A 24,381-nucleotide genomic window follows, 5' to 3' on the forward strand; every position below is an offset into this window, starting at 1 on the left:
AAAGATCATGTTGCGTTTCGGAATTCTATCGACGGCCAAGATCGGCCGCGACCTGGTGGTACCAGCCATTCAGGATGCGGAGAATTGTGTTGTCACGGCGATCGCCAGCCGCGATCTTGCTCGCGCCCGGCAGATGGCGGATCGTTTCTCGGTGCCGCATGCCTTCGGTTCCTATGAGGAAATGCTCGCTTCCGACACCATCGATGCGGTCTACATTCCGTTGCCCACGTCGCAGCATGTCGAATGGACGATCAAGGCCGCCGATGCCGGCAAGCATGTGCTTTGCGAAAAGCCGATCGCGCTCAAGGCGGATGAAATCGACAGCCTGATCGCTGCCCGCGACCGCAACAAGGTGCTGGTTACCGAAGCTTACATGGTCACCTATACTCCCGTCTGGCGGAAGGTCCGTTCGCTTCTGGCCGATGGCGCCATCGGCCGCTTGCGCCATATCCAGGGCGCCTTCACCTATTTCAACCGCGATGCCGGCAACATGCGCAATATTCCGGCGCTGGGCGGCGGTGGCCTTCCCGATATCGGCGTCTATCCGACCATCAGCACCCGTTTCGTCACCGGCCGCGAACCCCTGCGCATCCAGGCAGTGACCGAGCGCGACGCGGAATTCGGCACCGACATCTATTCCAGCGTCAAGGCTGATTTCGGCGATTTTGAAATGTCCTTCTACATCTCGACGCAGATGGCCAATCGCCAGGTCATGGTCTTCCACGGTACGGAAGGCTTCATCGAGGTGAAATCGCCCTTCAACGCCGATCGTTACGGCGCCGAAGAGCTGGAGCTGACCAATCGTGGCCACACGGAATCGCAGATCTTCCGTTTCCCCGACAGCCGCCAATACCGGCGCGAGGTCGAAGCCTTTGCCTCGGCCGCGCTGGGCCAGGGCGCGGAGATCGTATCGCTGGAAAGCTCGAAGCTCAATCAGAAGGTCATCGACGCCATCTATCGCGCCAGCGAGAAGGATGGCTGGGAGCCGGTCTGAACGAGCGTCTCAGGGATTTTGCCGGTGGCGGAAGACGAAGCGTGAATAGCCGAAGAAGCTGAACGCAGTCGCCGCCGCCGATGCCAGCGTCAGTGCAATGATCGGCCGCAAGCTCGGCTCGGCCACCAGGAGCGAGCTGAACACGGCATAGTTCAGCATTGCCGAGGTCAGGCCGACCGAGCCGTAGCGGAAGCCTTCGGCCGCCAGCGAGCGGTCGGAACGGCCGAAGGTGAAATTGCGGTTGAGGACCCACGTGGCGAGCAGCGCGCTCGGTATCGATATCGCCCGGCCGATGAAAGGGCCGAAGGGCGTGAACCAAAGCAGCAAATGCAGCACGCCCGCATCGACCACAAAGCCGACGCTGCCAGCCAACAGGAAGCGAAAGAGCTTCTTCATGCGGCCTTTGCCCTTTTCTTCCGGCTCGCCGGCTTTTCGAGTTCCGCCATATAGACCGGCCTGTCGTCTCCGATCTGGCGGGATGACGGCTTGGCCAAGCTCATATAGTGGATGCGCAGCTGTTCTGCGCGGGCACGGGCGACGGAATCGAGTATTAGTCCGGCCGTGAACAGCATGAAGGAAATCATCATCAGCGCCATGGAGAGTACCCAGGTCGGCATGCGCGTCACGAAGCCGGTTTCGAAATACTCGACGAGGACCGGGATCGAGAAGCCGATACTCAATTCCATGGAAATGACGCCGAGAATGCCGAAGAAGACGAAAGGCCGCGTTTCCTTCATCAGCATCGCGAACATCCAGAGGATCTTCCAGCCGTCACGGAAAGTGGAGAGTTTCGAGTGCGAGCCTTCCGGCCGCCGGCCGTAATCGAGTTCCAGCTCGCTGACGGGCAGCTTCAGCCGCGAGGCATGAACCGACATCTCCGTCTCGATCTCGAAACCGCCCGACACGGCGGGGAAGCTCTTGACGAAACGGCGGGAGAAGGCGCGGTAGCCGGAGAAGATGTCGGTGAAATCCGCGCCGAAGATCGTACGGTACAGCCAATTGAAGATGCGGTTGCCGAAGGCGTGGCCCTGGCGACCGGCGTCGTTGTGAACGTTGCGGCGAGTGCCGACGACCATGTCGGCGCCTTCCGTCAGCAGCGTGCGGATGAGCTCTTCGGCGTCTTCGGGCGCATAGGTGCCGTCGCCGTCGGCCATGACATAGATATCGGCGTCGATGTCGGCGAACATGCGCCGCACGACGTGCCCTTTGCCTTGCCTCCGCTCGCGCACCACAGTCGCGCCCGCGAGCATGGCATGCAGCGCCGTGCCGTCGGTCGAGTTGTTGTCGTAGACATAGATGCCGGCATCCGGCAACGCCTGGCGAAAGCCGCGAACGACATCGCCGATCGTAGCGGCTTCGTTGTAACAGGGCAGAAGAACGGCGATGTTCAGCTTCTCATTCCACATGGTCTTGGCCGGTTCCTACGCGTGATTTCAAGTTGAGGCCCGATGGACGATCCGGACGAGAGCTTAGCCCGTTGGCTGTTAATAAGACCCTATGGTTGCGAAGGAAAAATGGCGGGATGTCGTCCTTGCTGGGAACATTGTCGTGATGGATGCCGCCGCGTGCATGCGCTTTACTTTTTCTTGATGCACAGCGATTAGCGTAAAGCCCCGAATGTCCTTCAAATACAGGGTTTATCGACATGGCACAGACGCTGGCAATGCCGCCTGAAGCAGCTGCGGCGGCAGAGAGGAAAGCATTGTTGCGCTGGTCGCATCCTGTCCTTGTGCCATTGATCTATACCGTCGTCATCATCGTCGCCCAACTGGTCATTCATCGCCACCTCACGGACTATGTCGGCCCCGACAATGACGACGCCATGCGTCTTGTCGAAGTGCGAGATTTCCTGGGTGGTCAGGGCTGGTTCGACATGATGCAATACCGCCTCGGCCTTGACGGCGGAACGTTGATGCATTGGTCGCGCTTCATCGATCTGCCGATCGCGAGCCTCATTCTCTTCTTCCGGCTGTTCTTCTCGCCGGAAGGCGCGGAGGCGGCGGCGTTGACCGTCTGGCCGCTCATGCTCGTGCTGCCGCTGATGGCCTTCATGGGCCTCGCGGGCCGCCGCATCGGCGGTGTCGAAGGCATGCATTTTTCGCTGATCCTGACATCGCTGTTTGTTCTGACCTCAGGCCGTTTCGTGCCGGGATCCATCGATCACGACAATGTTCAGCTCGGCCTCGTCGCCCTTGCGGTCGCCATGCTGGCCGACGAAAGCTACAAGCCCCGCAATTTCGCCATCGCTGCCGTCGCCCTTGCCATCCAGCTCGGTATCGGTGCGGAGACGACGCCCTTCGTGGCGGTCGCCTGCATGGCGATCGCCTGTTTATGGGCCTGGGATGGTGCTGTCTTTGTGCCTGCCGCGCGGGCCTTTGCCCTGACGCTGACGATTGCCGTCAGTGCCGCTTTCTTTTCGCTGGTGGCGCCGCGCCTCTATTCGATGGTCACCTGCGACAATCTCTCGCTCGGCTTTTATGGCATCATCAGCGTCGGCTGCGTCGGGCTCCTCCTGTCTGCACTCTTCGCCAGCCGCCTGTCCCGGCCCTGGCGCATGGTCGTGCTGGCGGCCAATGGTGCAGCAGTCTTAGCCACGACCGTTGCGATCGCCCCGCAATGCCTGCGCAATCCGCTTGCCGATCTGGACCCCATGCTGGTGGAGCTCTGGCTGAGCAAGGTGACCGAGGCGCAGTCAATCTTCTCGATCGCTCGCACAACGCCGGACGGGCTCGGTGCGTTCTACGCGACGGGCTTGCTGGCGATGCTTGTTTGCGCGTTCCGCGTGCTGCGCGGTGAACGCGCCCGTTTGCATGCGATCCTGATGGCCTTGGTCGCCGTCAATTGGGCGATCACGCTCGTGCAGGTCCGCGGCGCGGAATTTTCCAATCTGCTCGCCATTCCGCCGCTGGCATTGTTGCTCGCCGAACTGCGCCGTATCTCGGCGGCCGATACCGAGGATGTGGGCGCAGCCTTCTTCTATGTGGTCACGGCCTTGATTTCTGCGCCGGCCGTCTGGGCCGTCGGTGGCGCGCTTGCAGATAAAGGCATCGTCAGCAGCTTTACCGTCGCCTCACCCGCCAAGGCCGAAGAGACGTCGAATTGCGCTTCAAAGGAAGCTCTGGCGCCGATTGCTAACCTTCAGCCCGGGGTCATAGCCGCCGCATCCAACATGGGTGCACCGCTGCTGCGCTTCACGCCGCATCGCACGTTGTCCGGCCCCTATCATCGTGATCCGGATGGGATGCTGGCCGAACTGCATATCGGCCTTGCGGAGCCGCAGCAGGCGGAAGCGCTTCTGCGCGACGCGCATGTGACGCTGGTCGCATTCTGCAAGGGTGATCCGCAGGTACAGACGCTGTCTGAACTGAAACCTCGGGGACTCTATGCTCAGCTGGGCGCGGGCCATGTGCCCGCTTATCTCGAGCCCATTCCCACGCCGACCAAATCGGATGTGCAGTTCTTCCGGTTCAAGCCGCAGGAGTGATCCTAGGCGCGGCGGCCGTGCTCCATCATATCGGTGGTAATGAGATAGCCGATGAAGCCGAGATTGTAGCCGCCAAGCGCGACGAACAGCGTCGTCAGCGGCGGCGCAACGATGGAGACGGCGACGGCTGCCATGAAGGCGATACTCACCAGCGCCACACCCAGCATCGCAGCGATCGTCGAGCGCTGCAGGCCGGCGGCAATTCCGATGATCGTGGCGGTCACGAATATCATCGCTCCATATCCTCTTTACCAAAAATCACTTTGCACAGATTTACGCGCGGATGGCTAAGAAAGGCTTTGTCGACAGGGTTAACGTTTGATGAAGCAATAAGCTCCGCGCGTCTTGTGGAACGCGCGGAGCTTATTGCTTCAAATCTGCGCATAATCCTTTCCTTCAATCGATTCCGATTTAAGGGGTTCTGCTCGGGGCTCCGCATTTTCGGCGACATCGGTTAGAAAAAGACCATGAGCAGCTTTTTTGAGAGTGATTCGCCGTCGAACCTGACGGAATATTCCGTCTCGGAATTGGCCGGGTCGATCAAGCGCACGGTCGAAAATGCGTTCGACCAGGTGCGTGTGCGCGGGGAAATCTCCGGCTATCGTGGGCCGCATTCCTCGGGCCATGCCTATTTTTCGCTGAAGGACGACAGGTCCCGCATCGACGCGGTGATCTGGAAAGGCACATTCTCCAAGCTGAAGTTCCGTCCTGAAGAGGGGATGGAAGTCATCGCGACGGGCAAGGTGACGACATTCCCCGGTTCGTCGAAATATCAGATCGTTATCGAGACGCTGGAGCCGGCCGGCGCGGGCGCGCTGATGGCACTGCTGGAGGAGCGCAAGCGCAAGCTCGGCGCGGAAGGCCTTTTCGACCCAGAACGCAAGCGTCGCCTTCCCTTCATGCCAAAGGTGATCGGTGTCGTCACCTCGCCGACCGGCGCCGTCATCCGTGACATCCTGCACCGCATCTCCGATCGCTTTCCCGTGCATGTGCTGGTCTGGCCGGTGAAGGTGCAGGGCGAGGGGTCTGGCGAAGAAGTGGCAAATGCCATTCGCGGCTTCAATGAATTCGCCTCGAACGGCCCGATCCCGCGCCCCGACGTGCTGATCGTCGCGCGCGGCGGCGGCAGCCTGGAGGATCTCTGGAGCTTCAACGACGAGGTTGTCGTTCGCGCCGCTGCCGCCAGCGAGATCCCGCTGATCTCCGCCGTCGGCCACGAGACCGACTGGACGCTGATCGACTATGCCGCCGACGTGCGTGCGCCGACGCCGACGGGCGCCGCCGAAATGGCTGTGCCGGTCAAGGCCGAGTTGGAGGCGCAGCTCGCCAGTCTTTCCGCGCGGCTGCAGGGTGGCGTCAGCAGGCAGATGGATCAGCGGCGGCAGTCGGTACGAGCGCTCCTGCGCGCTTTGCCTTCGCTCGACCAGCTTCTCGCCTTGCCGCGCCGCCGCTTCGACGAGGCAGCCGCCGGGTTGGGCCGTGGGCTGGAGCTGAATACGCTGAACAAGCGCCGCTCCTTCGAGCGCATTGCCGCGCAGCTGCGCCCGGATATCCTGTCGAACCGGATCGCCGAGCGCCGCCAGCAGCTCAACGAGCGCATGACCCGCGCTGAGCGCACCATCGAGCGGATGATCGACCGTTCCCGCGCCCGCATAGACAGGGCCGATGCCGTCTTCGCCACGCTGCCGTCGCGTCTGGAGGCGCAGACCGGCCGTGCCCGCGACCGCCTCGGCAATCTCGTCCGCCATGCCGATACGGCGATACGCCATCAGTTGACGCGCGCGCGCAGCGCGCTCGTCGCGCAGGAGCGGATTCTGCAGTCGCTGTCCTACAAGAATGTCCTGAAACGCGGCTATGCCGTGGTGCGCGACGAAGACGACCGGCCGGTTTCGCTGGCCGTGGCGCTTACGGCTGGTGCCGCCATCTCGATCGAATTCGCCGACGGCCGCGTCGGCGCCGTCGCGGGTGATGGTGGAACAACACCGTCGTCGACCACCCCGCCAGCCGGTACGCCGCCATCGAAGAAGCGCAGCGCCAAGCCGGTCGACCCCGCCGCCCCACCGAAGCAGGGAAGTTTGTTCTGATGCGTATCCTGCTAGTCTTGGCCCATCCGCTGGAGGATAGCTTTGCCGCTGCGGTGGCAAAGGTTGCGGAGGAGACGCTTGCCGCCGGAGGGCATCAGGTCGATCTGCTCGATCTCTACCGCGAGGGCTTCGACCCGCGCCTGTCCGAAGCCGAGCGGCGCGGCTATTTCGACCAGCCCTATGATGCGTCGGGCGTCGACACCATCGTCGCGCGGCTGCGGGCGGCCGAAGGCCTGATACTGGTCTTCCCGCAATGGTGGTTCAATTTCCCGGCCATTCTCAAGGGTTTCTTCGATCGCGCTTTCGCGCCCGGCATTGCTTTCACGCATGATCCCGCCGGCGGCCGCATCGTGCCGCGGCTGACCAATATCCGTCTGTTCTGGGCGCTGACGACGACCGGGTCCCCCTGGTGGGTCGTCCATCTCTACATGGGCAATCCGGTGCGGCGCCTGCTGAAGCGCGGCATCGCGGCCTTCTGCGCCAAGCGACTGAATTTCCGCATGCTGGCGCTGCACGATATGGACCGTGTCAGCGAAGCTGGACGCATGGCCCATCTTGCTCGCGTCAGGGCGGCTCTTGCCGCCCTTTAGCTCTATCCCTGCCTTAGGCCCACTCGCCCTTGCGCAAGACCGGCACGCGCGAGCCGTCCGCATTGATCCCGTCGACATCGACCTTGTCGGAGCCGATCATCCAGTCGATATGGATCAGGCTGGAATTGCCGCCCTGCGCCTTGATCTGCTCCTGGCTCAGCGACGCTCCATCGACGAAGCATTTCGAATAGCACTGGCCGAGCGCGATGTGGCACGACGCGTTTTCATCGAAGAGCGTGTTGTAGAACAGGATGCCGCTGGCCGAGATTGGCGAGGAATGCGGCACCAGCGCCACTTCGCCGAGCCGGCGGGCACCCTCGTCGGTGTCGAGCACCTTGTTCAGCACTTCTTCCCCACGCGTCGCCTTGGCTTCGACGATGCGACCGCCTTCGAAGCGCACCTGGATATTGTCGATCAGCGTGCCCTGGTGCGACAGTGGCTTGGTCGACGAGACATGACCCTCGACGCGCAGCGCATGCGGCGTGGTGAAGACCTCTTCCGTCGGAATGTTCGGGTTGCAGGTGATGCCGTTCTTGGCCGTCGAGGCGCCGCCATGCCATTCATGGCTGTCGGCAAGACCGACCGTCAGGTCGGTGCCCGGACCCTGGAAATGCAGGGCGGCGAAGCGCTGGCCGTTCATCCATTCGGACCGCTTGCGCAGGCTGGCATTGTGCTCGGCCCAGGCCGCGATCGGGTCGGCGACGTCGACGCGCGAGGCGGCGAAGATCGCCTTGGCGAGCTTGGCGACGGCGATCGCTTCCGGGTCGTCGGGGAACACCAGCTTTGCCCATGAGGAGTTGGGATAGGAGACGATGTTCCAGTTGGTATCGAAATTCGAGATCTTCTCCAGCGCCGGCTTATAGGCAGCCGAATTGGCGCGGCTGGCGCGTGCCACCTTCGCCGGATCCTGGTTGGAGAGCAGCATCGGATTGTCGCCGGCAATGGCAAGGCGCGCGGTGTTGTTGGAAAAGGCCTTGGCCATGCCTTCGTAAAGCCAGTTCGCCGCACGGTCGAAGCTTGCATCCTGACCGTATTCGTAGCGGGCAAGCGTGGTTTCCTCATCCGAATAGAAAGTGGAGACGAGCCCCGCGCCGGCCTTGTAAGCCTCGCGCGTGATTAGCCGCACCAGCGGCATCGCCGCGACAGGCGCGGTGATCAGCAGATCCTGGCCAGACTGCAGCTGCAACCCGACTTTTACGGCCACTTCCGCAAGCTTCTCCAGCTTGGCGTGATCGACGGGATGATGGTTGGGGGAGGCGGACGTCATGGCAAAACCTGCGTGCTTGATCGGAAGGATGGTCCCCAGACTTAGACCGCTTTGCGGCGAAAATGAAGGCGGTTTGTCAGTCTGCGGTGCCGATCAGGCAATCAGCGATGCCGCCTTGGCCTTCAAAACGGCCAATGCATCCTGTGGGCTCAGCCGCACCTGCAGGCCGCGCTGGCCGCCGTTGATATAGATATAGGCCTCCGTCATCGCCTGGGCTTCGATGGCGGTCGGCACGAACTTTTTCTGGCCGAAAGGGCTGATACCGCCGACGTGATAGCCGGTCAGACGTTCTGCGTCCGCAGGCTTCATCATGCTCGCGGATTTCCCGCCGAAGGCAGCGGCGAGCTTCTTCATGCTGACTTCGTGGTCCGAGGGCACGACGACGCAAACCGGCTTGCCGTCCACCTCGGCCATCAAAGTCTTCAGCACGCGATGCGGCTCCTCGCCAAGCGCGTCCGCCGCCTGCATGCCGACGCGCTCGGCATTCGGATCGTAGTCGTAGGTATGCACGGTGAAGGCGACCTTCGCCTGGGTCAGCACTTGCGTCGCGCGGGTGGTCTTTGACATGGGCGGGCGGTCTCTAGGCGGTCTTGCCGAATGCAGCCGCATAAATATCGGGCTTGAAGCCAATGAGCAATTTGCCGGCCGCTTCCAGTACCGGGCGCTTGATCATGGAAGGTTGCGCCAGCATCAGCGAAATCGCCTTATCCTTCGTCAGATCCGCGCGATCTGCGTCCGGCAGAGCCTTGAAGGTCGTGCCGGCGCGATTGAGCACGACTTCCCAGCCGGCTTCGCTTGTCCAGCGTTCTAGATGGGCGCTATCGATGCCGACAGCCTTGTAGTCGTGAAAATCATAGGCGATGCCGTGGCTTTCGAGCCAGGTGCGTGCCTTCTTCATCGTGTCGCAGTTCTTGATGCCGTAAATGGTGATCGTCATGGCGAATCCGTCTCTTGCTGTCGAATAGCGCATAGCATGCAAGCAAAGGCGGGTAAAAGCCGGGCGGAGGGCGAAGCGGTTCGCTTCTGGTTGCAGCCGCAGTCGATTCTCCTGTAAATATGCAGCGTGCATATTTATGGCGGTGAAATCGACATGGCGACGGATAGGGAAATATCGCGGCTGGAAAACATCTTCGGCGCCATGAGCCTGGCTCTGGTGGACAAGATGGAAAAGGCCTTCGCCGACGAAACCGGCCTTGGGCCGAGCGCCATCGCAGCCGTGATCCAGATCGGCACCGAGCCGGGCCTGACGATCGAGACGCTGCGCAGGCTGATTGCGCTCTCCCATTCCGCGACCGTGCGCCTTGTCGACCAGCTCGTGGCATCGGATCTCGTGCTGAGGGCCGGCGGCGTCGAGGGCGACAAGCGTGCCCGGTCACTGCAGCTGACGGAGAGCGGCCGGGCGCTGTTTGACAAGAGCCTCGCCGCCCGCCGGGCCGTCATTCACCGGGCTTTCAAAGCGCTGGGGCCTGAAGAGACCGAGCAGCTCGGTCGCCTGGCGGAAAAGCTGCTGCCGGCTTTGGTCGATCTTGGGGACGATCAGGATGTGGTTTGCCGCGTCTGCGACCAGGGGGTCTGCGACCAGGACCGGTGCCCTATCACCGTCATGACGTAACGGTCGAACAAGTATCCTTGACATTTACAAAATATCTATGCAGACTGCATACATATATATGAGTGACGCGGTTTAAACCACTACCGTCGTCGCTCTGAACATCGCCTGCATCAATTCGATCGGAGGCATGATCGTGACAGGAAATCGCACAATCATCGACAGAGCGGCACGCGCAAGCCGCCCGGTCCTTACCGCCGCTCTGGATCATATTCGTTGTTTCGGCACCCTTCTCAGGGAGGCGGCCGCCGTTGCCTTCGCGATACGGTGCAAGGTGATCGACGGCCGCTAGGGCAGGACTAGTCTTCCAGCGTGCCTGGCTTGCGGGCGACCGCGCTCGGCCTGTCGCAGCCGATCTTCATCAGGTCGCCGCGCCGGCGCACCAGCCGGTCCGAGACGCGGGTGACGATGAGGCCGGCTTGCGGGGCATAGATGTCGATCGTTCCATCCGGCATGCCGGGCGCGGTGATGATTGTCGCAAGCAGATCGCCTGCTTCGACGTGTTCGCCGATATTGCGATGGAAAAGCACCGTGCCCGTCTGCGGCGCGCGGATCATCTCGATATTGTCGAGCGGCACCGCCGGCCCCGTAAAGGCGCCTAGCTCCACGCTGTCGTCGCGCACCGCACCTCGGGCAGCGAGGAACCGCCACAATCCGTCGGCATCCTGCTTCGCCATGTCGGGATAGACATCGCGCGTCCCGCGCAATTCGACTGTCACCGAAAGCTTGCCCGGCAAGGGTACCTTCTTCTCTCCCGGCACTTCATATTTCCAGGCGAAGCTGACAGCCTCTTCGAAGGCCGAACTTTCGCCGTCCGATAGCAGCACGGCATCCATCTTCAAGGCGGCGGCAAGATCGGCAGCTTCGGGCCAGAAGGCCTCGTCGATATAGGCATATTGCAGCGACTCGTCGTCGCAGTGCAGGTCGATCACCAGATCGGCGCCGAGCGCCATATGGATCAGCTGGCGCTTCAGCCGGTCGACGGCCGGGTAGCGTTCGAGATTCTCGATCAGCAGGTCGCGGTCGCGCAGCGAAATTAGCGGGAAATCACGGTTGAAGTTGGTGCGCGATCCCAGGTCGAAGCGGCCCTGCATCTCGCCGAAATGCGATTGCGCCGCACCGATCGGATTGGCGTGCGGCACGACGACGATGTCGCTCAGAACAGCCCCTTCCGCTTCCGCCTGCCGCAGCCGCTCGCAGAGGAAATGCGTGAGCGCCGTGCCCGGCAGCTCGCCGGCGTGGAGCGCGGCCTGGATATAGATCTTCGGCGCATCGGCTTTGCTGCCGGCGAAATGCAGCACCGGTAGCCGCCAGGCAATCCCCGGAGTATCGCCCTCGATGACAATTTCGGTGACGTTCATGTAGGGGACCTCCTGCTGGTTATGATCGCAGACCCATACCAAGTCGTTGCCACCTCCTGCAACCGTTGTTGCTTCGGAGCGTCATGGAGGCCGCTTGCCCCGATCCCTTGTCAGGGACCGCGGTTTCTACGCAGGCCGAGGCTCAGAAGAAGGCTGAGCAGCACCGCGCCGACACCGAAGGAAAAGGGCGCGGCATAACCCAGATGGTCGGCCAAAAGGCCTGCAATCGGGCCTGTCGTGCCGAGCGAGACGTCGAGGAAGATGGAATAGAGGCCAAGTGCCACGCCGCGGTTCTGCGGTGGAATCCGCTCCATGGCTTCGTTGCCGAGTGCCGGAAAGACCGGTGCGAAGCCGGCGCCGGCGAGGGCCGCGCCGATGATGGCGACGGTCGGCGAGGGCGCAAAGGCGAGTGCTGCGAGGCCGATCATCTCAACGACAAGCGAGATGCGCGTAAGCGGCAGGCCGCCGAACCGCGCAACGGCTTGCGCCAGGCCGAGGCGGACGCCCATGAAGGCGAGGCCGAAGGCGCTGAGCGCGAAGGAGGCGCCCTCCCAGCCGCGACTGTGGAAGAACAGCGCGACGAAGGCCATGACCACGCCGAAGCCGCTGGAAGCCAGCGCCAGTGCCACGCCGAAAGGCGCGATGCGGCTCAGCACCTGGCCGGTGCCAATGCCCTTTTCCTTGACGCCGGGTACGGGCGGCCGTGTTTGCGCCAGCATGAACCCGGCAACGGCGAGAACGATCGTCACGATGCCTATGGCGAAGAAGCCATATTGCCCCTGCAGCCAGGCGCCGAAGGGTGCTGCTAGCGCGATGCCGCCATAGGTGGCGATGCCGTTCCAGGAGATGATGCGCACGGTTTCGCGCGACCCCATCAGACCGATCGCCCAGGTGATTGCCGCCGTGCTGACCCAGCTTTCGCCAATGCCGAGCGCCAGGCGTCCCGCAAGCAGCAGTGCCAGGCTCGCCGCCGGAACATTGACGGTCAATGCGGAGGCCAGCGTCAGGATGCCGGAAAGCCCATAGGCGAGAAAACCGAGCAGGACAGAACGGCGCGGCCCGTACTGATCGCACAGCCGCCCCACCTGCGCGCGGCTGACGATGGTTGCCACATATTGCGTGCTGATGGCGATGCCGGCCCAGACGACGCCGAAACCGAGGCCGCTATCGACATAGGTCGGGAGTACCGCAAGCGGCAGGCCGATGGCCAGGTAGCCGAAGAATGTCAGCGCAACGATGGAAACGAGGGCCAGGGTCGAATTGGACCGGATGGTCTGGGAGGCAGTGTTCACGGGATATCGCCTACGGGCACCGGCAAGTGCGGTGTCCATGCTGTTTGCCACGAAAGATCGGGGTTCGTATCGGATAGCGGTGGCGGCGGTAGCCGAACGGCCGTGCGTCGCCACGAACAATCGGTAACAGGCAAGGGCAGGCCCGGTCAATGGAATTGCTGCTTTGCAGCAAAAGCCATTGACGGAATGACGCGATTGTGCGTGGGGCCTTGAGGGTTCTTCGCAATGGGAGCGGGACTATCCGCAGCCCCGCTCGAAAAGGCTTACATCGTCAATACGACGCTCGCCGTCGTGCGTCCGGCCTCAAGGTCCGCATGCGCCCGGGCTGCGTCCTTCAGCTCGTACTCGGCGCCGATCGGGTTGACCAATCCGGCCTTCAGATATTCCATCAGGGCCTGGGTGCCCTGGCGATAGAGCTCGGGATCGTTGGCATAGGTCAGCACGCTCGGGCGCGACAGGCCGATGGCTCGCGGTGCGGTCAGTTCCTCTATCTGGATCGGCGGGATGGGTCCGGCAGCCTGGCCGAGGCTCGCAACCATGCCGAAGGGGCGCACGGCCGCAAGCGTCTGCGATAGCATGGCGCCGCCTATGCCGTCGATAGCGAGATGCACGCCACGGCGATCGGCGATGCGGCGGGCCTCCTCCACCCAGTCTTCGGCTGTGTGCAGGAGAACGGCGTCCGCGCCGGCCTCATAGGCAAAGCCGGCCTTGGCTTCGGAGCCGACCGTGGCGATGACTTTGGCGCCAAGCCGCTTGGCGAGACGCGTGACCAGCTGGCCGACGCCCCCGGCCCCCGCATGCACCAGAACCCATTCGCCCGCTTTCACCGGATAGACCTTCTGCAGCAGCATGTGGGCGGTGAGCCCGCGCAGCATCGTGCTGCCGGCAACCCGCTCGCTGACGCCATCAGGCAGTTTCACCAGCCGCGATGCCGATAGCGTGCGCATCTCGGCATAGCTGCCAAGCGGATGGCCGATATAGGCGACGCGATCGCCGATTTTCAGATCTTCGACACCGGGGCCGATCGCGTCGACGACGCCTGCACCCTCGAAGCCGAGGACGCTCTGGCCGGGCGGCAACGGATAGAGCCCGGAACGGACGTAGATGTCGACGAAATTCACGCCTGAAATGCTTTGTCGGATCCGGGCCTGGCCGGAGCCTGGCTCGGTAATGGGGAGATCAACGGCTTTCATGGCCTCGGGGCCGCCGGGGCCGGTGATGGCAATCGCTAGGGGCATTGAGAAGTCTCCTTTCAGGAGATCTTTGACCACAAACCTCGGCCTGAATAAATTCGGTATGAGCTCACCGTATCTGTGCAATAATGCACAGATGATCGACTGGCAGGACCTACTTCATTTCGCCGCCCTGGCGCGAACCGGCTCGCTCTCGGCGGCGGCGCGCGAGCTTGGCGTGGATCACGCCACGGTCGGCAGGCGCATCGCGGCACTGGAGCGTTCGCTGGACCTGCGCCTGATCGACCGGCGGCCCCGCACCTCGCCGCTGACGGCAGACGGTCGTGCCATTGCCGAACTGGTGGGGCGCATCGATGAAAATGTCGAGGCGATCAAGCGTTATTCGAAAAGTGCCGTCGCCGGGCTTTCCGCCGCCGTCAAGATCAGCGCGCCGCCATCGATCGCCACGCATCTTCTCGCTCCCAAGGCGGCCCTGTTTCGTATCGACCATCCGGATATCACCTTGACCGTCGCCGGTGTCACGCGTCGTGCTGTGGTCGATCATGGCGAGGCGGATATAGCCGTGAGAACCACGAGGCCGGAGGAGAGTGATTTGCTGGTCCGGCGCATTGGCGTGATGCGCTTCGGTCTCTACGCTGTCTCAGCCATTGCGCAGATGCCCGAGGAAGATTGGGTCTTCATCGGTTATGATGCGGCTCTTGAACATCTAACGCGGGAGACATGGCTGCGCAGTCTGCTGGCCGGCCGGCCAATCGTATTCCGCGCCGCCGATATTTTCGGACAGCTCGAAGCTGCGCGCGCGGGCATTGGCGCCCTCGTGCTTCCCACTTTCCTGGGGGATAACGAACCTCTCCTGACGCGCCTTCCGGCAGCGGCCCCGTCACCGACGCGAGACCTTTGGCTGGTGACCTATCCCGATCTGCGCCGTTCGCCGGCTGTCCGTGCCGTCATGGATTTTGTCTGCGACGTGATCGGCCAAAGCTGCCCTATCCGGGACGACACGGGCACGACAGGCTAGGGCGAAGGTTTGCCAGCTTATTTTCCTGTTGCAGCCTAGCGGCGAATCTCTATCCATAAACGGATGAACCATCCTTTTGGTCGGTGATCGATGACGAAGCTGAGCAGTTGGTTCGTGGTGGACAGGGCGGATCTGGTTGCGGGCATATCGGTTGCCGGCCTGATGTTGCCGGAAGCCGTTGCCTACGCCGGCATCGCCGGCCTGCCGCCGCACCGTGCCATCCTCGCCGGCATCGCCGGATGTCTCGTCTATGCCATATTCGGCCGCAGCCGCTTCGCCATCGTCTCTCCGACATCCTCGTCCGCCGCCATTCTCGCCGCAACGCTGGCGGTCGTGCCCGGTGACGCCACGGTCAAGGCCGGCTTGGCCACGGTCGCGGTCGCGCTGGCGGGCCTGTTGTTCGTCGTCGCGGCGGTGCTGCGCCTCGGCGGCATCACCGGCTTCATTTCCCGGCCGGTGCTGCGCGGCTTTGCGCTGGGTCTGGCGATCACCATCATCCTGCACCAGCTGCCCATCCTGGTGGGCGTGCCCGTGCAGGGCTCGAACATCTTTACCTACGCGGCGGCACTGTTCGGCGCTGTTCTGCAGTGGAATCCGATCAGCGTCGCCGTCGGCATCGTGGCGCTCGCGGCATTGCTGCTGCTCAAGCGACTGCCAGGCGTCCCCGGCGCCTTCCTCGTGCTCGTCACCGGTATTCTCGCTTCATACCTGTTCGGTCTGGAGGCGCATGGCGTCAAGCTGGTCGGCGCAATCGAGATCCTGCCGCAATGGCCGTCGCTGCCGGATGCCGGCTGGGCCGGCTATTCGCGGCTGGTGCAGTTCACCGTGCCCCTCGTGCTCATTCTCTTTGCCGAATCCTGGGGCACCATGCGGGCGCTGGCGCTGCGCTATGGCGAGACGCTGGAGATCAACCGCGAACTCGGTGCGCTCGGCGCCGCCAACATCGCCAGCGCCCTTGTCCAGGGCATGCCCGTCGGCGCCGGCTTTTCCGCCGGTTTCGCCAGCGAGGCGGCCGGCGCCAAGACACGCGCAACCACCGTTTTCGCCGCCATCGGCCTTGCCATTCTGATTGCCTGCGCCGGGCCGCTGGTGGCGCTTCTGCCCGAGCCGGTGCTGGCAGCAGTGGTGATTGCCGCTCTCACGCATGCGCTCGATCCCAGCCCGATCCTGCATCTGCGGCGGCTGCATCGCGATTTCTACGTCGCGCTTGGCGCTGCGGCGGGCGTGCTGATTTTCGGCGTGCTGAACGGCATGCTGCTGGCGATCGCGCTATCGCTCGCCGCCATGATGCATCGATTGGCCTCGCCCTATGTCGCCCGTCTCGGGCGCCTCGGCAGCAGTCACAACTTCGTCGATATCAGCCGACACGGCGATGCGTCCGAGATGCCGGGCATTGTCATCTGGCGACCAGGCGAGACGCTGTTTTTCGGCAATGCCGACACGATCTTCGGCGAGATATTGTCACGCAGCCGCAGCGAGACGGGATTGCGGGCCATTATTCTCAGCCTTGAAGAAAGCTTCGATCTGGACAGCACGGGGATGGATGCCTTGATGGAGTTCGATGGCGCGATGCGCCGCGCCGGCATCCGCGTGCAATTCGCCCGTGCGCATGATCGCGTGCGCGATCTCATGACGGTGGCCGGCATCGCCGACCTCGAGAGCCGCTGCAGCTTCAGCGTCGACGATGCGGTGGCGGCGGTGATGGCGGATGACAATCAGCCGAAGGTTTGAACGGGCTGTTCAGTCGCGCAAAGTCCAATAGCAAAGATGCTCGTGGATTGATTCACCCTGTAGGCTGTTGATGAGGACGAAGTCTTTAGCTGTCCAGCTCACAGGTTCTTCGAGCACAATGTCGGGAACTAGATGGCCCTGATAGAGCAGCGTCATATGCGGCTCGACGAGCTTTTCCTTGATCGGCGCAATGCCGGTGAGCCGCATGGCATCGACCAATTCTTGATAGATCGCCTTGAGTTCGGTGTTTCCATTCTCGTTCCATAGAACAAGCGGGCGATTATCGCCATTGCCGAAACTGACAGCCCGGTCGAAGACTACTGAACAGGACCGCTTCCTAACTCTAGAGGCAGCTTCCATCGCCGCAAACACCGTCTCTTCTGGCAAGTAGCGAAACGAGCCGATAGTATAGAGCGTCACATGGAGGAGATTGGCTTTTCGCGGCTTCGCGAAAAACCGGTACCGTCGATGGAAATTGCCTGCAAGCTTGTGACTCTTTGCGGCGATCTCCGGATCGGGAAGGATTGCAAAATAGAGTTCGCTGACTGGCCTTTGATCGATTGGCGGTAGTGTCCGGCTGGACGATCCGCCGCTGAGATAGAGCGAGAGCTGGTCTTTGTTCTTCATGGGATTGCGTCAAAGCCACACGGCTTTGCCTCCTCCAATCTTGTCCATCCGAACATCATAGAGCCGCATGGCCACTAGATCAAGAACAAATAGAGAACATATCTAGTAAGCCGGAGTGAGCAGGCTGCCGAAGGGAGCCATCGAGTCTCAATTTTAGAAATGCCATCGAATAAAACGCCCGCTTGATTTGTTCACCACCGGCCAGGGGTATTTGTGCCGTCTTCAAAAGGAATGATCTCACATGTTGACGAAAGCCATCTTCTCTATCGCCTTGCTCGCTCTCATCGGCCTCGGTGTTTCCTCTTGTTCTACCTCGGACCAGCATAGCTCCGGTAGCGGCATGACGATGAATCCCCCTCCGGCCGGCGGCGGATACTGATACGCTAGAATGCGAGGTAGGATTGGGGCGCCGTGATCACAGCGGCGCCGTTTTCCTCAACAGGCAAAATGCAGACAATATCGGCCCTGCGCAAGAATCGGGTTGAATTCCCCGGCTCGTGGCACGATTTTCATGACAAGTGGAAACACGGAGTGTCGGTCATGAACGAGACAAGGCAAGACTATCTGATCTTCGAAACCGCCGGCGGCTTCTGCGGCATCGCCTGGAACGATATCGGCGTCATACGCTTTCAGTTGCCGACAAAGGACGCCGGGGCGACCGAACGCCTGCTTCGGCGTCGCCTGCCGGATGCACACCCCGGCACGCCGACGCCTGAAGTCGCGGAGGTCGTCGCCAAGGTGAAACGGTATTTCGCGGGCGAGGAGATCGATTTTTCCGGCGTCGCCCTCGATCTCGGCGAACAGGATGCATTTTTCAAGCAGATCTACGACGCCGCCCGGCAGGTCACCTGGGGCCATACCACCACCTATGGGACGCTGGCGAAACAGCTTGGCGTAGGGCCGGAGGCCGCCCGCGACGTTGGTGAGGCCATGGCAAAGAACCCGGTCGCGCTGATCATCCCCTGCCACCGCGTTCTTGCGGCAGGCGGCAAGATCGGCGGCTTTTCGGCGCCCGGCGGTTCCAATGCCAAGGCCCGGATGCTCGAGCTCGAAGGCGTCCAGCTTGCGCCGCCGAAACCCGTGCAGCAGTCGCTGGGGTTCTAGGTCACGATGCTGGGGGAGGCGGTTTGCGACCGAGCCGCCCGCTCTAGTCGTTTGGCGCCTGGCGGACACGGGAGAACAACAGCGTTTCCTTGTCGCCGAAGCGAACCGGCGTCGGATCGCTATATCCCGCCTTTTCGGCAACGCGGATCGAGGCCGTATTGTCGGGCGAAATCAGACAGACGCTGCGTTCAAATCGAGCCTGCTCATCGAGCCAGGCAACGGCGGCCGTCAGGGCTTCCGTGGCGAACCCCTTGCCGTGCGCCCATGCCGAGAGCGCCCAGCCGGCCTCGGGAATACTCCTGATCGATGGTTCCATGACGCGATGAAAATCGGCAAAGCCGAGGTCGCCGACATAGCGGCCGGAAGACTTCTCGCGGATCGCCCAGTAGCCATGTCCCAGAAGCGGCCAGAGCCCGTGATAGGAAAGCATCCGCATCCACGATTCCCTTGATGTCGATACCAGATTGCCGAAAATATGCTTCACGACCAGAGGGTCGCTCCACATGGCGGCGAGGGCCCCGAAGTCGTCGAGCGTATGCCCCGTAAGGAGCAGGCGTTCGGTTTCCAATGGCGGCGGAGATGTCATCGGTTTCATGAGAGCGGCTCGCTGAGATTTAGCTTCGGGAATTCTGCTGCAGACGTTCGGCAAGATGGCTATCATGGGATGGCATCCCAATCCTAGAGCCTTGAGGTCGTCCCGCCATGTCCGCGAGGAGATCAAGAGTGTGACATGGCCCCCGGCCGGATGGCGGGGGGCCATGATCAAGGTCAGCTGAACGCGGCCGCCCGTACCCTGTAAAGGGAGAGGGCAATCAGCAGCCCGGCCGCCGCGGCAACCGTGCCGATCAGGAAAACGCTGTCATAGCCGGCGCGGTCGGCCAGCAGCCCGGCCAAGGGCCCTGTCAGGCCATAGGCCAAATCCTGGAATGCCGAGAAGCCGCCCAAGGCAGTGCCGCGCAGATGCGGCTGCACCAGGCGCACGACCTCCTGTCCCATGGCAGGGAAGATCATCGAGCATCCGAGCCCCGTCAGAAACGCGCCCACCAGAGCAAGGACCGGATCGGTGGCATTCCAGATCAGGAATTGCCCCACGGTTTCGACGGCGAGCGATCCCACCGCGACCCGCAGGCCGCCGATGCGATCCCGCAGGTGGCCGAAGAGTACACGCACCAGAACGAAGCCGCCGCCGAAGGCCGTCAGGCCAAGCCCGGCATAGCTCCAGCCGCGGTCGAGGAAGTAGAGCGTGAAGAAGGCACCGATCGCAGCGAAGCCTATGCCCTGGAGGCATACGATGGAACCGTGCAACCAGATCTTGCCGACCACACTCCAGAACGGTGGGCGCTCTGTGCCGGGATGAGCGGCAACGCCGGGAACCAGCCAGATTGCCAGCAGCCCGAGGCATGGTAGAACGGCGCCGATCGCTATCGCGCCGGCAAAACCGAACCGGTCGAGCAATACCAGGCCGATTGGACCGCCGATGGCAAGCGCGCCATAGATAGCGGCGCCGACCAAGGCCAGCACCTTGCCCGAGCGCGCCGGACCGACGAACCCGATCCCCCAGGCGATGACGCCGACGGCAACCAGGCTTTCGCCCAGCCCGAGAAGCAGGCGGCCGGCAAGGAGGAGCAGGTAGGATGTCCATGGCGTGTGGACCAACAGGTCAGCGGCCAATGAGGTCAGCGCCCCCGCGGTATAGAAGGCCAGCCCTCGCGCCACCGCGGTCTTGGCGCCGCGGCTGTCCGACAGGCTGCCGGCATAGCCTCGCGTCACGATGGTAGCAAGGAAGGCGATGCCGACGCCGAGCCCGGCCCAGGCGTTGCCGAGCCCAAGCTGCTCGGTCACAAAGATCGGCACGATTGGAAGCGACATGCCGACACAAAGATAGGACATGAAGAGAATGGCGCTCAGCAGCAGAAGGCGGCCGTGCGCCGGGTCACTTGTCGAAGGGAAAGCCATGACAATCTCCAGGCTTTCCTCGATCGGCGGAGGCACAAAAAAACGCACTCCGACCGACGAGGATCGTTGAGTGCGTTGCTTGACGTCAAACGCTTACGGCCAGAGTGACTGGCTGGCCGTTCCTTTAGGCGCGTGCGGAACGGGTGTCAATATGGCGAGCGCCGCCGTGTCCGGCCAGGCGCGCTCATCGTCGCTGACAATGTCGAGCTACCGTTATTGATAACAGCGGACGACAACGTGCAACAAGTGAGTTGCACAAATGGTGCCATGCTGATATCTTGCAACCAACTTGTTGCACGAATGGAGGCGCATGAGGATGTTTGACCGCATTGAGAAGCAGGTGGTGCTGCATGCGCCGATCGAGCGTGTCTGGCGCGCCATTACCGATGTCGAAGAGTTCTCGCAATGGTTCGGCGTAAAGCTGAACGAGCCTTTTGCTCCCGGCCAGGCCATAACCGGTACGTTCGAAGGAGCATTCGACGAAGAGACTTTGCGGCAATATCAGGTCTCACTGGGTCTCGATCCCACAGGCATCCGCCAGCCGCCGCACAATGCGGTTTTCTGTACCGTCGAGCGTATGGAGGAGCCTCGATCTTTCAGCTTCCGCTGGATTCCCTACGGCATCGATATTGACTGCGATCCGGCGCGGGAATCGCCGACATTGGTTGAATTCCGCTTGGAACCCGTTGCCGAAGGCACGCGGCTGACGATCAGCGAATCCGGCTTCGAAGGCATTCCAGCCCATCGGCGCAAACGCGCCTTCATGATGAATGACGGCGGCTGGACCGCGCAGATCGAGAACGTCAGGCGCCATGTCGAACGGGCGTGAGCGTGAACTGGCAGGTGTCTTCGCCGCGTTGGGAGATGCGACGCGCCTGACCCTCGTCACGCGCCTTCTCGCCGCAGGCGCCTTGTCGGCCACCACCCTGGCGGAAGGCCAGGCAATCAGCCGGCAGGCGATCGTAAAGCACCTGCAGGTGCTGGAAGCAGCGGCATTGGTGGTTCACGAGCGTCAAGGCAAGGAAGTGCTCTATGCGCTCGATGCCAGCCGCATCGCGGAGGCGCGGGCGTTCCTGGATGCGATCTCGGCCGGTTGGGACCGGGCGCTTGTTCGCCTCAAGTCGCTCGTCGAGACGACATGATGACCGACGGCCTACAGTGCGCATGCGATGTGAACGATCGCCGCTCTTCCTTGGGCGATGCCGTTCACTCAGGCATGTCGATCCGAATCGGACGTGTTCCGATCGGAGCGCCGGTCGCACGATCGATCATGACGGGATCGATCTCCGTTCCAGTCTCGGCGTCGAAGAACCGGGTGACCCCGTCCGCGTTGCGGTGCTTTCGCCCCCACGCGCCGATCGCGAATAGGACAGGCAGGAAGTCCCGACCCGCCGCACCCAGCACATATTCGTCGCGCGGCGGCCGCTCCGAGTAGCGCCGTTTCTCCAGAAGTCCCTCTTCGGTAAGCGCGGTGAGCCGACGCGTCAGGATCGTCGGAGCGATGCCGAGGCTTTTGCGAAACTCGTCAAAGCGGGTGAGCCCGGCATGGGCGTCGCGCAGGATCAGCATGCTCCATGCGTCCCCCACCAATGCGAGGCTGCGGGCGATCAGGCATGGCTGGTTTGAAAGATTTTGCATGTTAGTATCTTTTTGATAGTGACTTACTCTCAAATTGATAGTAACTGAGTCCGCATCGGTGTTCCACGACAAAATGAAGGCTGAGACAGATGAGCAATAAAGAGCGCGGCGTCGCCCTCGTCACGGGCGCTTCCTCCGGCATCGGGCTGGCGACAGCGCGAGCGCTGCGCCGCAATGGTTACCGGGTGTTCGGCACCAGCCGTAAGCCGATGACCGACACTTCGGATGGTGTGACGATGCTGGTTTGCGACGTCACCGACGATGGGTCCGTGCAGAGCGTGGTCGACGATGTCGTGAGCCGCGCGGGGCGCATCGATCTCCTCGTCAACAATGCCGGGATCGGGTTGCTCGGAGGGGCCGAAGAGTCTTCTGCCGTACAGGCAAAGGCTCTGTTCGATGTGAATGTCTTCGGCGTCGTGCGTCTGACGAATGCGGTGCTGCCCATTATGAGACGCCAGCGAAAGGGCAGGATCATCAACATGAGCTCCATCCTCGGTCTCATACCCGCCCCCTTCAACGCCCTCTATGCATCGACCAAGCACGCGATCGAGGGCTATTCGGAATCGCTCGACCACGAGGTGCGAACGCAAGGCATTCGCGTCGTGCTGGTCGAGCCTGGCGTCACCCGCACGTCTTTCGAGGAAAATCTCACGCGTGCTGATCAGCCGCTTCCCATCTACGACACCGTTCGCGCCGATGCGGAAAAGCTGATGCGGGAGATCGTCGAGACGGGAGATGCACCCGAGATCGTCGCCGACATGCTCGTTAAGGCGGCCAATGCGGCATCACCGAAGAGACGTTACACCGCAGGAAAGGTGGCAGGCCAGGTCCGCTTCATACGCCGCTTCCTGCCCGAGTCATTCGTCGACAAAAATCTGCGCAAATTCAACAGGCTTCCCGCCTGAACCCTGTCGCCGCAACCTTAAGAGAAGAAAGTCAGTACTCATGAAGGCATTCCTGATCGATCGCTACGCGAAAGGTGTTGCTCTGCGGCTCGGCGAAGTACCCGAACCGGAGTTGCGGGAGAGCGACGTCTTGGTCGAGATCCACGCCGCAAGCGTGAACCTCCTCGACGCCAAGATCAGGGACGGCGAGTTCAAGCTTATCCTGCCTTACCGCCTGCCGCTGGTCCTCGGCAACGATGTGGCGGGTCTCGTGGTCCGGGTCGGGTCCAAGGTCCGGCGCTTCAAGCCGGGCGATGAAGTCTATGCGCGTCCGTCCCAGGACCGCATCGGCACGTTCGCGGAATTGATCGCGATGAACGAGGCCGATGTGGCGATGAAGCCGAAGAACCTGACGATGGAAGAGGCGGCATCGGTGCCGCTCGTTGCCTTGACCGCCTGGCAGGTGCTTGTCGAACGCGCCAGGCTGAAGAAGGGACAGAAGGTTCTGATCCATGCCGGCTCGGGCGGCGTCGGGACGATTGCCATCCAGCTTGCCAAACACATCGGTGCGACCGTGGCGACGACGACGAGCACGGCCAATGTCGATCTCGTCAGAAGCCTCGGAGCTGATGTCGTCGTCGATTACAAGAAGGACGATTTCGAAAAGGCCCTGCAGGGATATGATGTCGTGCTGAACAGTCTCGGCAAGGACACGCTGGAGAAATCACTTCGCGTTCTGAAGCCGGGCGGGAAGCTCATCTCGATTTCCGGTCCGCCGGATCCCGAGTTTGCCCGGCAGAACGGTTCCGGCTGGCTGCTTCAGCAGGTCATGCGCCTGCTGAGCTTCGGCATCCGGAGGAAATCGAAACGCCATCGCGTCAGCTATTCGTTCCTCTTCGTGACGGCGAATGGCGGGCAGCTCGAGCAGATCACTTCGCTGATCGAGGCGGGGGCCGTCAGACCCGTCATGGATCGGGTCTTTCCGTTTGACAAGGCCAACGAGGCGTTGGCCTACGTCGAGACAGGTCGCGCCAAGGGCAAGGTCGTGATCTCCGTGAAGTGAAGCATGCCGCAACTGCAGCACTTTGCGCGAGCATGCGATGTTTCAGAACCTGAAAATCAGCTATCTTGTCGCTGCGGGAGACGAGGGCTCATTTGTGAAGAACATTCAGATCATCGATGGTGCTGAAAACGCCACGTTCAGCATCTTTCAGGCCACGGACGACGAGTTTGCGGTGATCTTTCCGAACGATCAGGACATTGAGCTGTCCGAAGACTTTCACGAGCGCGTTGGCGATGAGCGCGCTCAAGCGATCCTGACACCCATTTGGGAGCGGCCGGTCTTGAAGCGCGAAGCCAAGGGGATTCACGGAACGCTCTATTACAACTGGCAGCGCAAACGCCACCATCTACCCGCATCGAAGCGTGAGGTAGATAGCGACGAGCACGGTATCAACGAAGCGCAGCGGCGCCTATTCCGGTCGGTTCGTAATTCCGTCTGATATTTCCATACGGCCTCGATCGCGAGCGGACAGCGCTCTCATCCATT

At 62.2% G+C, this 24,381-nt stretch carries 27 protein-coding genes; 14 read left to right on the top strand and 13 right to left on the bottom strand.

The window, feature by feature from the left end:
• Window positions 1-7: 7 nt before the first annotated feature.
• Window positions 8-994, top strand: coding sequence for a Gfo/Idh/MocA family protein (locus JTP94_RS03855; protein ID WP_204849228.1), 987 nt, complete (start codon window positions 8-10; stop codon window positions 992-994).
• Window positions 995-1,003: 9 nt separating this feature from the next.
• On the opposite strand, the gene JTP94_RS03860 is transcribed toward JTP94_RS03855, so the two are convergent.
• Both JTP94_RS03860 and JTP94_RS03865 read right to left on the bottom strand, forming a co-directional pair.
• Window positions 1,004-1,390: a GtrA family protein gene (locus tag JTP94_RS03860; protein WP_204849229.1), complete on the bottom strand. Its 387-nt coding sequence runs from the start codon at window positions 1,388-1,390 to the stop codon at window positions 1,004-1,006.
• The gene (locus JTP94_RS03865; RefSeq protein WP_204849230.1) at window positions 1,387-2,400 is read right to left on the bottom strand and encodes a glycosyltransferase; all 1,014 of its coding nucleotides are present in this window, start codon (window positions 2,398-2,400) and stop codon (window positions 1,387-1,389) included. The genes JTP94_RS03860 and JTP94_RS03865 overlap by 4 nt, the downstream gene beginning before the upstream one ends.
• Before the next feature lie 239 nt (window positions 2,401-2,639).
• Here JTP94_RS03865 and JTP94_RS03870 point away from each other — a divergent pair, with 239 nt between their 5' ends.
• Complete coding sequence (locus tag JTP94_RS03870) at window positions 2,640-4,478, top strand: hypothetical protein (protein ID WP_204849231.1); 1,839 nt, start codon at window positions 2,640-2,642, stop codon at window positions 4,476-4,478.
• Window positions 4,479-4,480: 2 nt separating this feature from the next.
• Here the strand turns inward: JTP94_RS03870 and JTP94_RS03875 are convergent, their stop codons facing one another.
• Window positions 4,481-4,711 carry a homogentisate export protein gene (locus JTP94_RS03875; protein WP_204849232.1) on the bottom strand — a complete coding sequence of 77 codons (231 nt, stop codon included), beginning with the start codon at window positions 4,709-4,711 and terminating at the stop codon, window positions 4,481-4,483.
• Window positions 4,712-4,945: 234 nt separating this feature from the next.
• Between JTP94_RS03875 and xseA the strand changes: the two genes are divergently transcribed.
• Both xseA and JTP94_RS03885 read left to right on the top strand, forming a co-directional pair.
• Entirely contained in the window at window positions 4,946-6,562 is a 1,617-nt protein-coding gene (gene xseA, locus JTP94_RS03880; protein WP_204849233.1) for an exodeoxyribonuclease VII large subunit, read from the top strand.
• The gene (locus JTP94_RS03885) at window positions 6,562-7,152 is read left to right on the top strand and encodes an NAD(P)H-dependent oxidoreductase (protein ID WP_204849234.1); all 591 of its coding nucleotides are present in this window, start codon (window positions 6,562-6,564) and stop codon (window positions 7,150-7,152) included. The genes xseA and JTP94_RS03885 overlap by 1 nt, the downstream gene beginning before the upstream one ends.
• A 13-nt stretch (window positions 7,153-7,165) precedes the next feature.
• On the opposite strand, the gene JTP94_RS03890 is transcribed toward JTP94_RS03885, so the two are convergent.
• From JTP94_RS03890 to JTP94_RS03900, 3 genes are all read right to left on the bottom strand, one after another.
• The gene (locus JTP94_RS03890; RefSeq protein WP_204849235.1) at window positions 7,166-8,419 is read right to left on the bottom strand and encodes an aminopeptidase; all 1,254 of its coding nucleotides are present in this window, start codon (window positions 8,417-8,419) and stop codon (window positions 7,166-7,168) included.
• Window positions 8,420-8,512: 93 nt separating this feature from the next.
• On the bottom strand, window positions 8,513-8,986 hold the full coding sequence (gene ybaK / locus JTP94_RS03895) for a Cys-tRNA(Pro) deacylase (protein ID WP_204849236.1): 474 nt from the start codon (window positions 8,984-8,986) through the stop codon (window positions 8,513-8,515).
• A 13-nt stretch (window positions 8,987-8,999) separates the two neighbouring features.
• Entirely contained in the window at window positions 9,000-9,356 is a 357-nt protein-coding gene (locus JTP94_RS03900) for an ArsC family reductase (RefSeq protein WP_204849237.1), read from the bottom strand.
• A 153-nt stretch (window positions 9,357-9,509) separates the two neighbouring features.
• On the opposite strand from JTP94_RS03900, the gene JTP94_RS03905 reads away from it, so the two are divergent.
• Both JTP94_RS03905 and JTP94_RS03910 read left to right on the top strand, forming a co-directional pair.
• Window positions 9,510-10,031: a MarR family winged helix-turn-helix transcriptional regulator gene (locus JTP94_RS03905; protein WP_204849238.1), complete on the top strand. Its 522-nt coding sequence runs from the start codon at window positions 9,510-9,512 to the stop codon at window positions 10,029-10,031.
• A gap of 133 nt (window positions 10,032-10,164) precedes the next feature.
• Window positions 10,165-10,320, top strand: coding sequence for a hypothetical protein (locus tag JTP94_RS03910; RefSeq protein ID WP_204849239.1), 156 nt, complete (start codon window positions 10,165-10,167; stop codon window positions 10,318-10,320).
• A gap of 7 nt (window positions 10,321-10,327) precedes the next feature.
• On the opposite strand, the gene JTP94_RS03915 is transcribed toward JTP94_RS03910, so the two are convergent.
• The 3 genes from JTP94_RS03915 to JTP94_RS03925 all read right to left on the bottom strand — a co-directional run bounded on the left by JTP94_RS03915 (window position 10,328) and on the right by JTP94_RS03925 (window position 13,919).
• Complete coding sequence (locus tag JTP94_RS03915) at window positions 10,328-11,389, bottom strand: succinylglutamate desuccinylase/aspartoacylase family protein (RefSeq protein WP_204849240.1); 1,062 nt, start codon at window positions 11,387-11,389, stop codon at window positions 10,328-10,330.
• 110 nt (window positions 11,390-11,499) lie between these two features.
• Complete coding sequence (locus tag JTP94_RS03920; RefSeq protein WP_204849241.1) at window positions 11,500-12,681, bottom strand: MFS transporter; 1,182 nt, start codon at window positions 12,679-12,681, stop codon at window positions 11,500-11,502.
• 263 nt (window positions 12,682-12,944) lie between these two features.
• Complete coding sequence (locus JTP94_RS03925; RefSeq protein WP_204849242.1) at window positions 12,945-13,919, bottom strand: quinone oxidoreductase; 975 nt, start codon at window positions 13,917-13,919, stop codon at window positions 12,945-12,947.
• Window positions 13,920-13,977: 58 nt separating this feature from the next.
• Here JTP94_RS03925 and JTP94_RS03930 point away from each other — a divergent pair, with 58 nt between their 5' ends.
• Together JTP94_RS03930 and JTP94_RS03935 are read left to right on the top strand one after the other, a co-directional pair.
• Complete coding sequence (locus tag JTP94_RS03930; protein WP_246754652.1) at window positions 13,978-14,892, top strand: LysR family transcriptional regulator; 915 nt, start codon at window positions 13,978-13,980, stop codon at window positions 14,890-14,892.
• Window positions 14,893-14,982: 90 nt separating this feature from the next.
• The gene (locus JTP94_RS03935; protein WP_204849243.1) at window positions 14,983-16,623 is read left to right on the top strand and encodes a SulP family inorganic anion transporter; all 1,641 of its coding nucleotides are present in this window, start codon (window positions 14,983-14,985) and stop codon (window positions 16,621-16,623) included.
• A gap of 9 nt (window positions 16,624-16,632) precedes the next feature.
• Here JTP94_RS03935 and JTP94_RS03940 read toward each other — a convergent pair whose 3' ends face one another.
• Complete coding sequence (locus JTP94_RS03940; RefSeq protein ID WP_204849244.1) at window positions 16,633-17,250, bottom strand: 2'-5' RNA ligase family protein; 618 nt, start codon at window positions 17,248-17,250, stop codon at window positions 16,633-16,635.
• Window positions 17,251-17,790: 540 nt separating this feature from the next.
• On the opposite strand from JTP94_RS03940, the gene JTP94_RS03945 reads away from it, so the two are divergent.
• Window positions 17,791-18,354 carry a methylated-DNA--[protein]-cysteine S-methyltransferase gene (locus JTP94_RS03945; RefSeq protein ID WP_204849245.1) on the top strand — a complete coding sequence of 188 codons (564 nt, stop codon included), beginning with the start codon at window positions 17,791-17,793 and terminating at the stop codon, window positions 18,352-18,354.
• Window positions 18,355-18,397: 43 nt separating this feature from the next.
• On the opposite strand, the gene JTP94_RS03950 is transcribed toward JTP94_RS03945, so the two are convergent.
• Both JTP94_RS03950 and JTP94_RS03955 read right to left on the bottom strand, forming a co-directional pair.
• Window positions 18,398-18,949: a GNAT family N-acetyltransferase gene (locus JTP94_RS03950; protein ID WP_204849246.1), complete on the bottom strand. Its 552-nt coding sequence runs from the start codon at window positions 18,947-18,949 to the stop codon at window positions 18,398-18,400.
• A gap of 173 nt (window positions 18,950-19,122) precedes the next feature.
• The gene (locus tag JTP94_RS03955; protein WP_204849247.1) at window positions 19,123-20,310 is read right to left on the bottom strand and encodes an arabinose transporter; all 1,188 of its coding nucleotides are present in this window, start codon (window positions 20,308-20,310) and stop codon (window positions 19,123-19,125) included.
• A gap of 316 nt (window positions 20,311-20,626) precedes the next feature.
• Between JTP94_RS03955 and JTP94_RS03960 the strand changes: the two genes are divergently transcribed.
• Both JTP94_RS03960 and JTP94_RS03965 read left to right on the top strand, forming a co-directional pair.
• Entirely contained in the window at window positions 20,627-21,139 is a 513-nt protein-coding gene (locus JTP94_RS03960; RefSeq protein WP_204849248.1) for an SRPBCC family protein, read from the top strand.
• Complete coding sequence (locus JTP94_RS03965; RefSeq protein WP_204849249.1) at window positions 21,123-21,452, top strand: helix-turn-helix transcriptional regulator; 330 nt, start codon at window positions 21,123-21,125, stop codon at window positions 21,450-21,452. The genes JTP94_RS03960 and JTP94_RS03965 overlap by 17 nt, the downstream gene beginning before the upstream one ends.
• 64 nt (window positions 21,453-21,516) lie before the next feature.
• Here JTP94_RS03965 and JTP94_RS03970 read toward each other — a convergent pair whose 3' ends face one another.
• Window positions 21,517-21,948 (bottom strand): helix-turn-helix domain-containing protein, encoded by a 432-nt coding sequence (locus JTP94_RS03970; protein ID WP_204849250.1) that lies wholly within the window; start codon window positions 21,946-21,948, stop codon window positions 21,517-21,519.
• 89 nt (window positions 21,949-22,037) lie between these two features.
• On the opposite strand from JTP94_RS03970, the gene JTP94_RS03975 reads away from it, so the two are divergent.
• The 3 genes from JTP94_RS03975 to JTP94_RS03985 are packed head-to-tail and all read left to right on the top strand — an operon-like array spanning window position 22,038 to window position 24,334.
• Window positions 22,038-22,853, top strand: a complete 816-nt coding sequence (locus JTP94_RS03975) for an oxidoreductase (RefSeq protein WP_204849251.1) — start codon at window positions 22,038-22,040, stop codon at window positions 22,851-22,853.
• A gap of 40 nt (window positions 22,854-22,893) precedes the next feature.
• Window positions 22,894-23,895 carry an NADP-dependent oxidoreductase gene (locus JTP94_RS03980; RefSeq protein ID WP_204849252.1) on the top strand — a complete coding sequence of 334 codons (1,002 nt, stop codon included), beginning with the start codon at window positions 22,894-22,896 and terminating at the stop codon, window positions 23,893-23,895.
• A gap of 37 nt (window positions 23,896-23,932) precedes the next feature.
• Window positions 23,933-24,334, top strand: coding sequence for a hypothetical protein (locus JTP94_RS03985; protein ID WP_210384024.1), 402 nt, complete (start codon window positions 23,933-23,935; stop codon window positions 24,332-24,334).
• Window positions 24,335-24,381: the final 47 nt, after the last annotated feature.

It is taken from the genome of Martinezella lusitana (genome assembly GCF_016901135.1).
GTDB lineage: Bacteria > Pseudomonadota > Alphaproteobacteria > Rhizobiales > Rhizobiaceae > Rhizobium > Rhizobium lusitanum_D.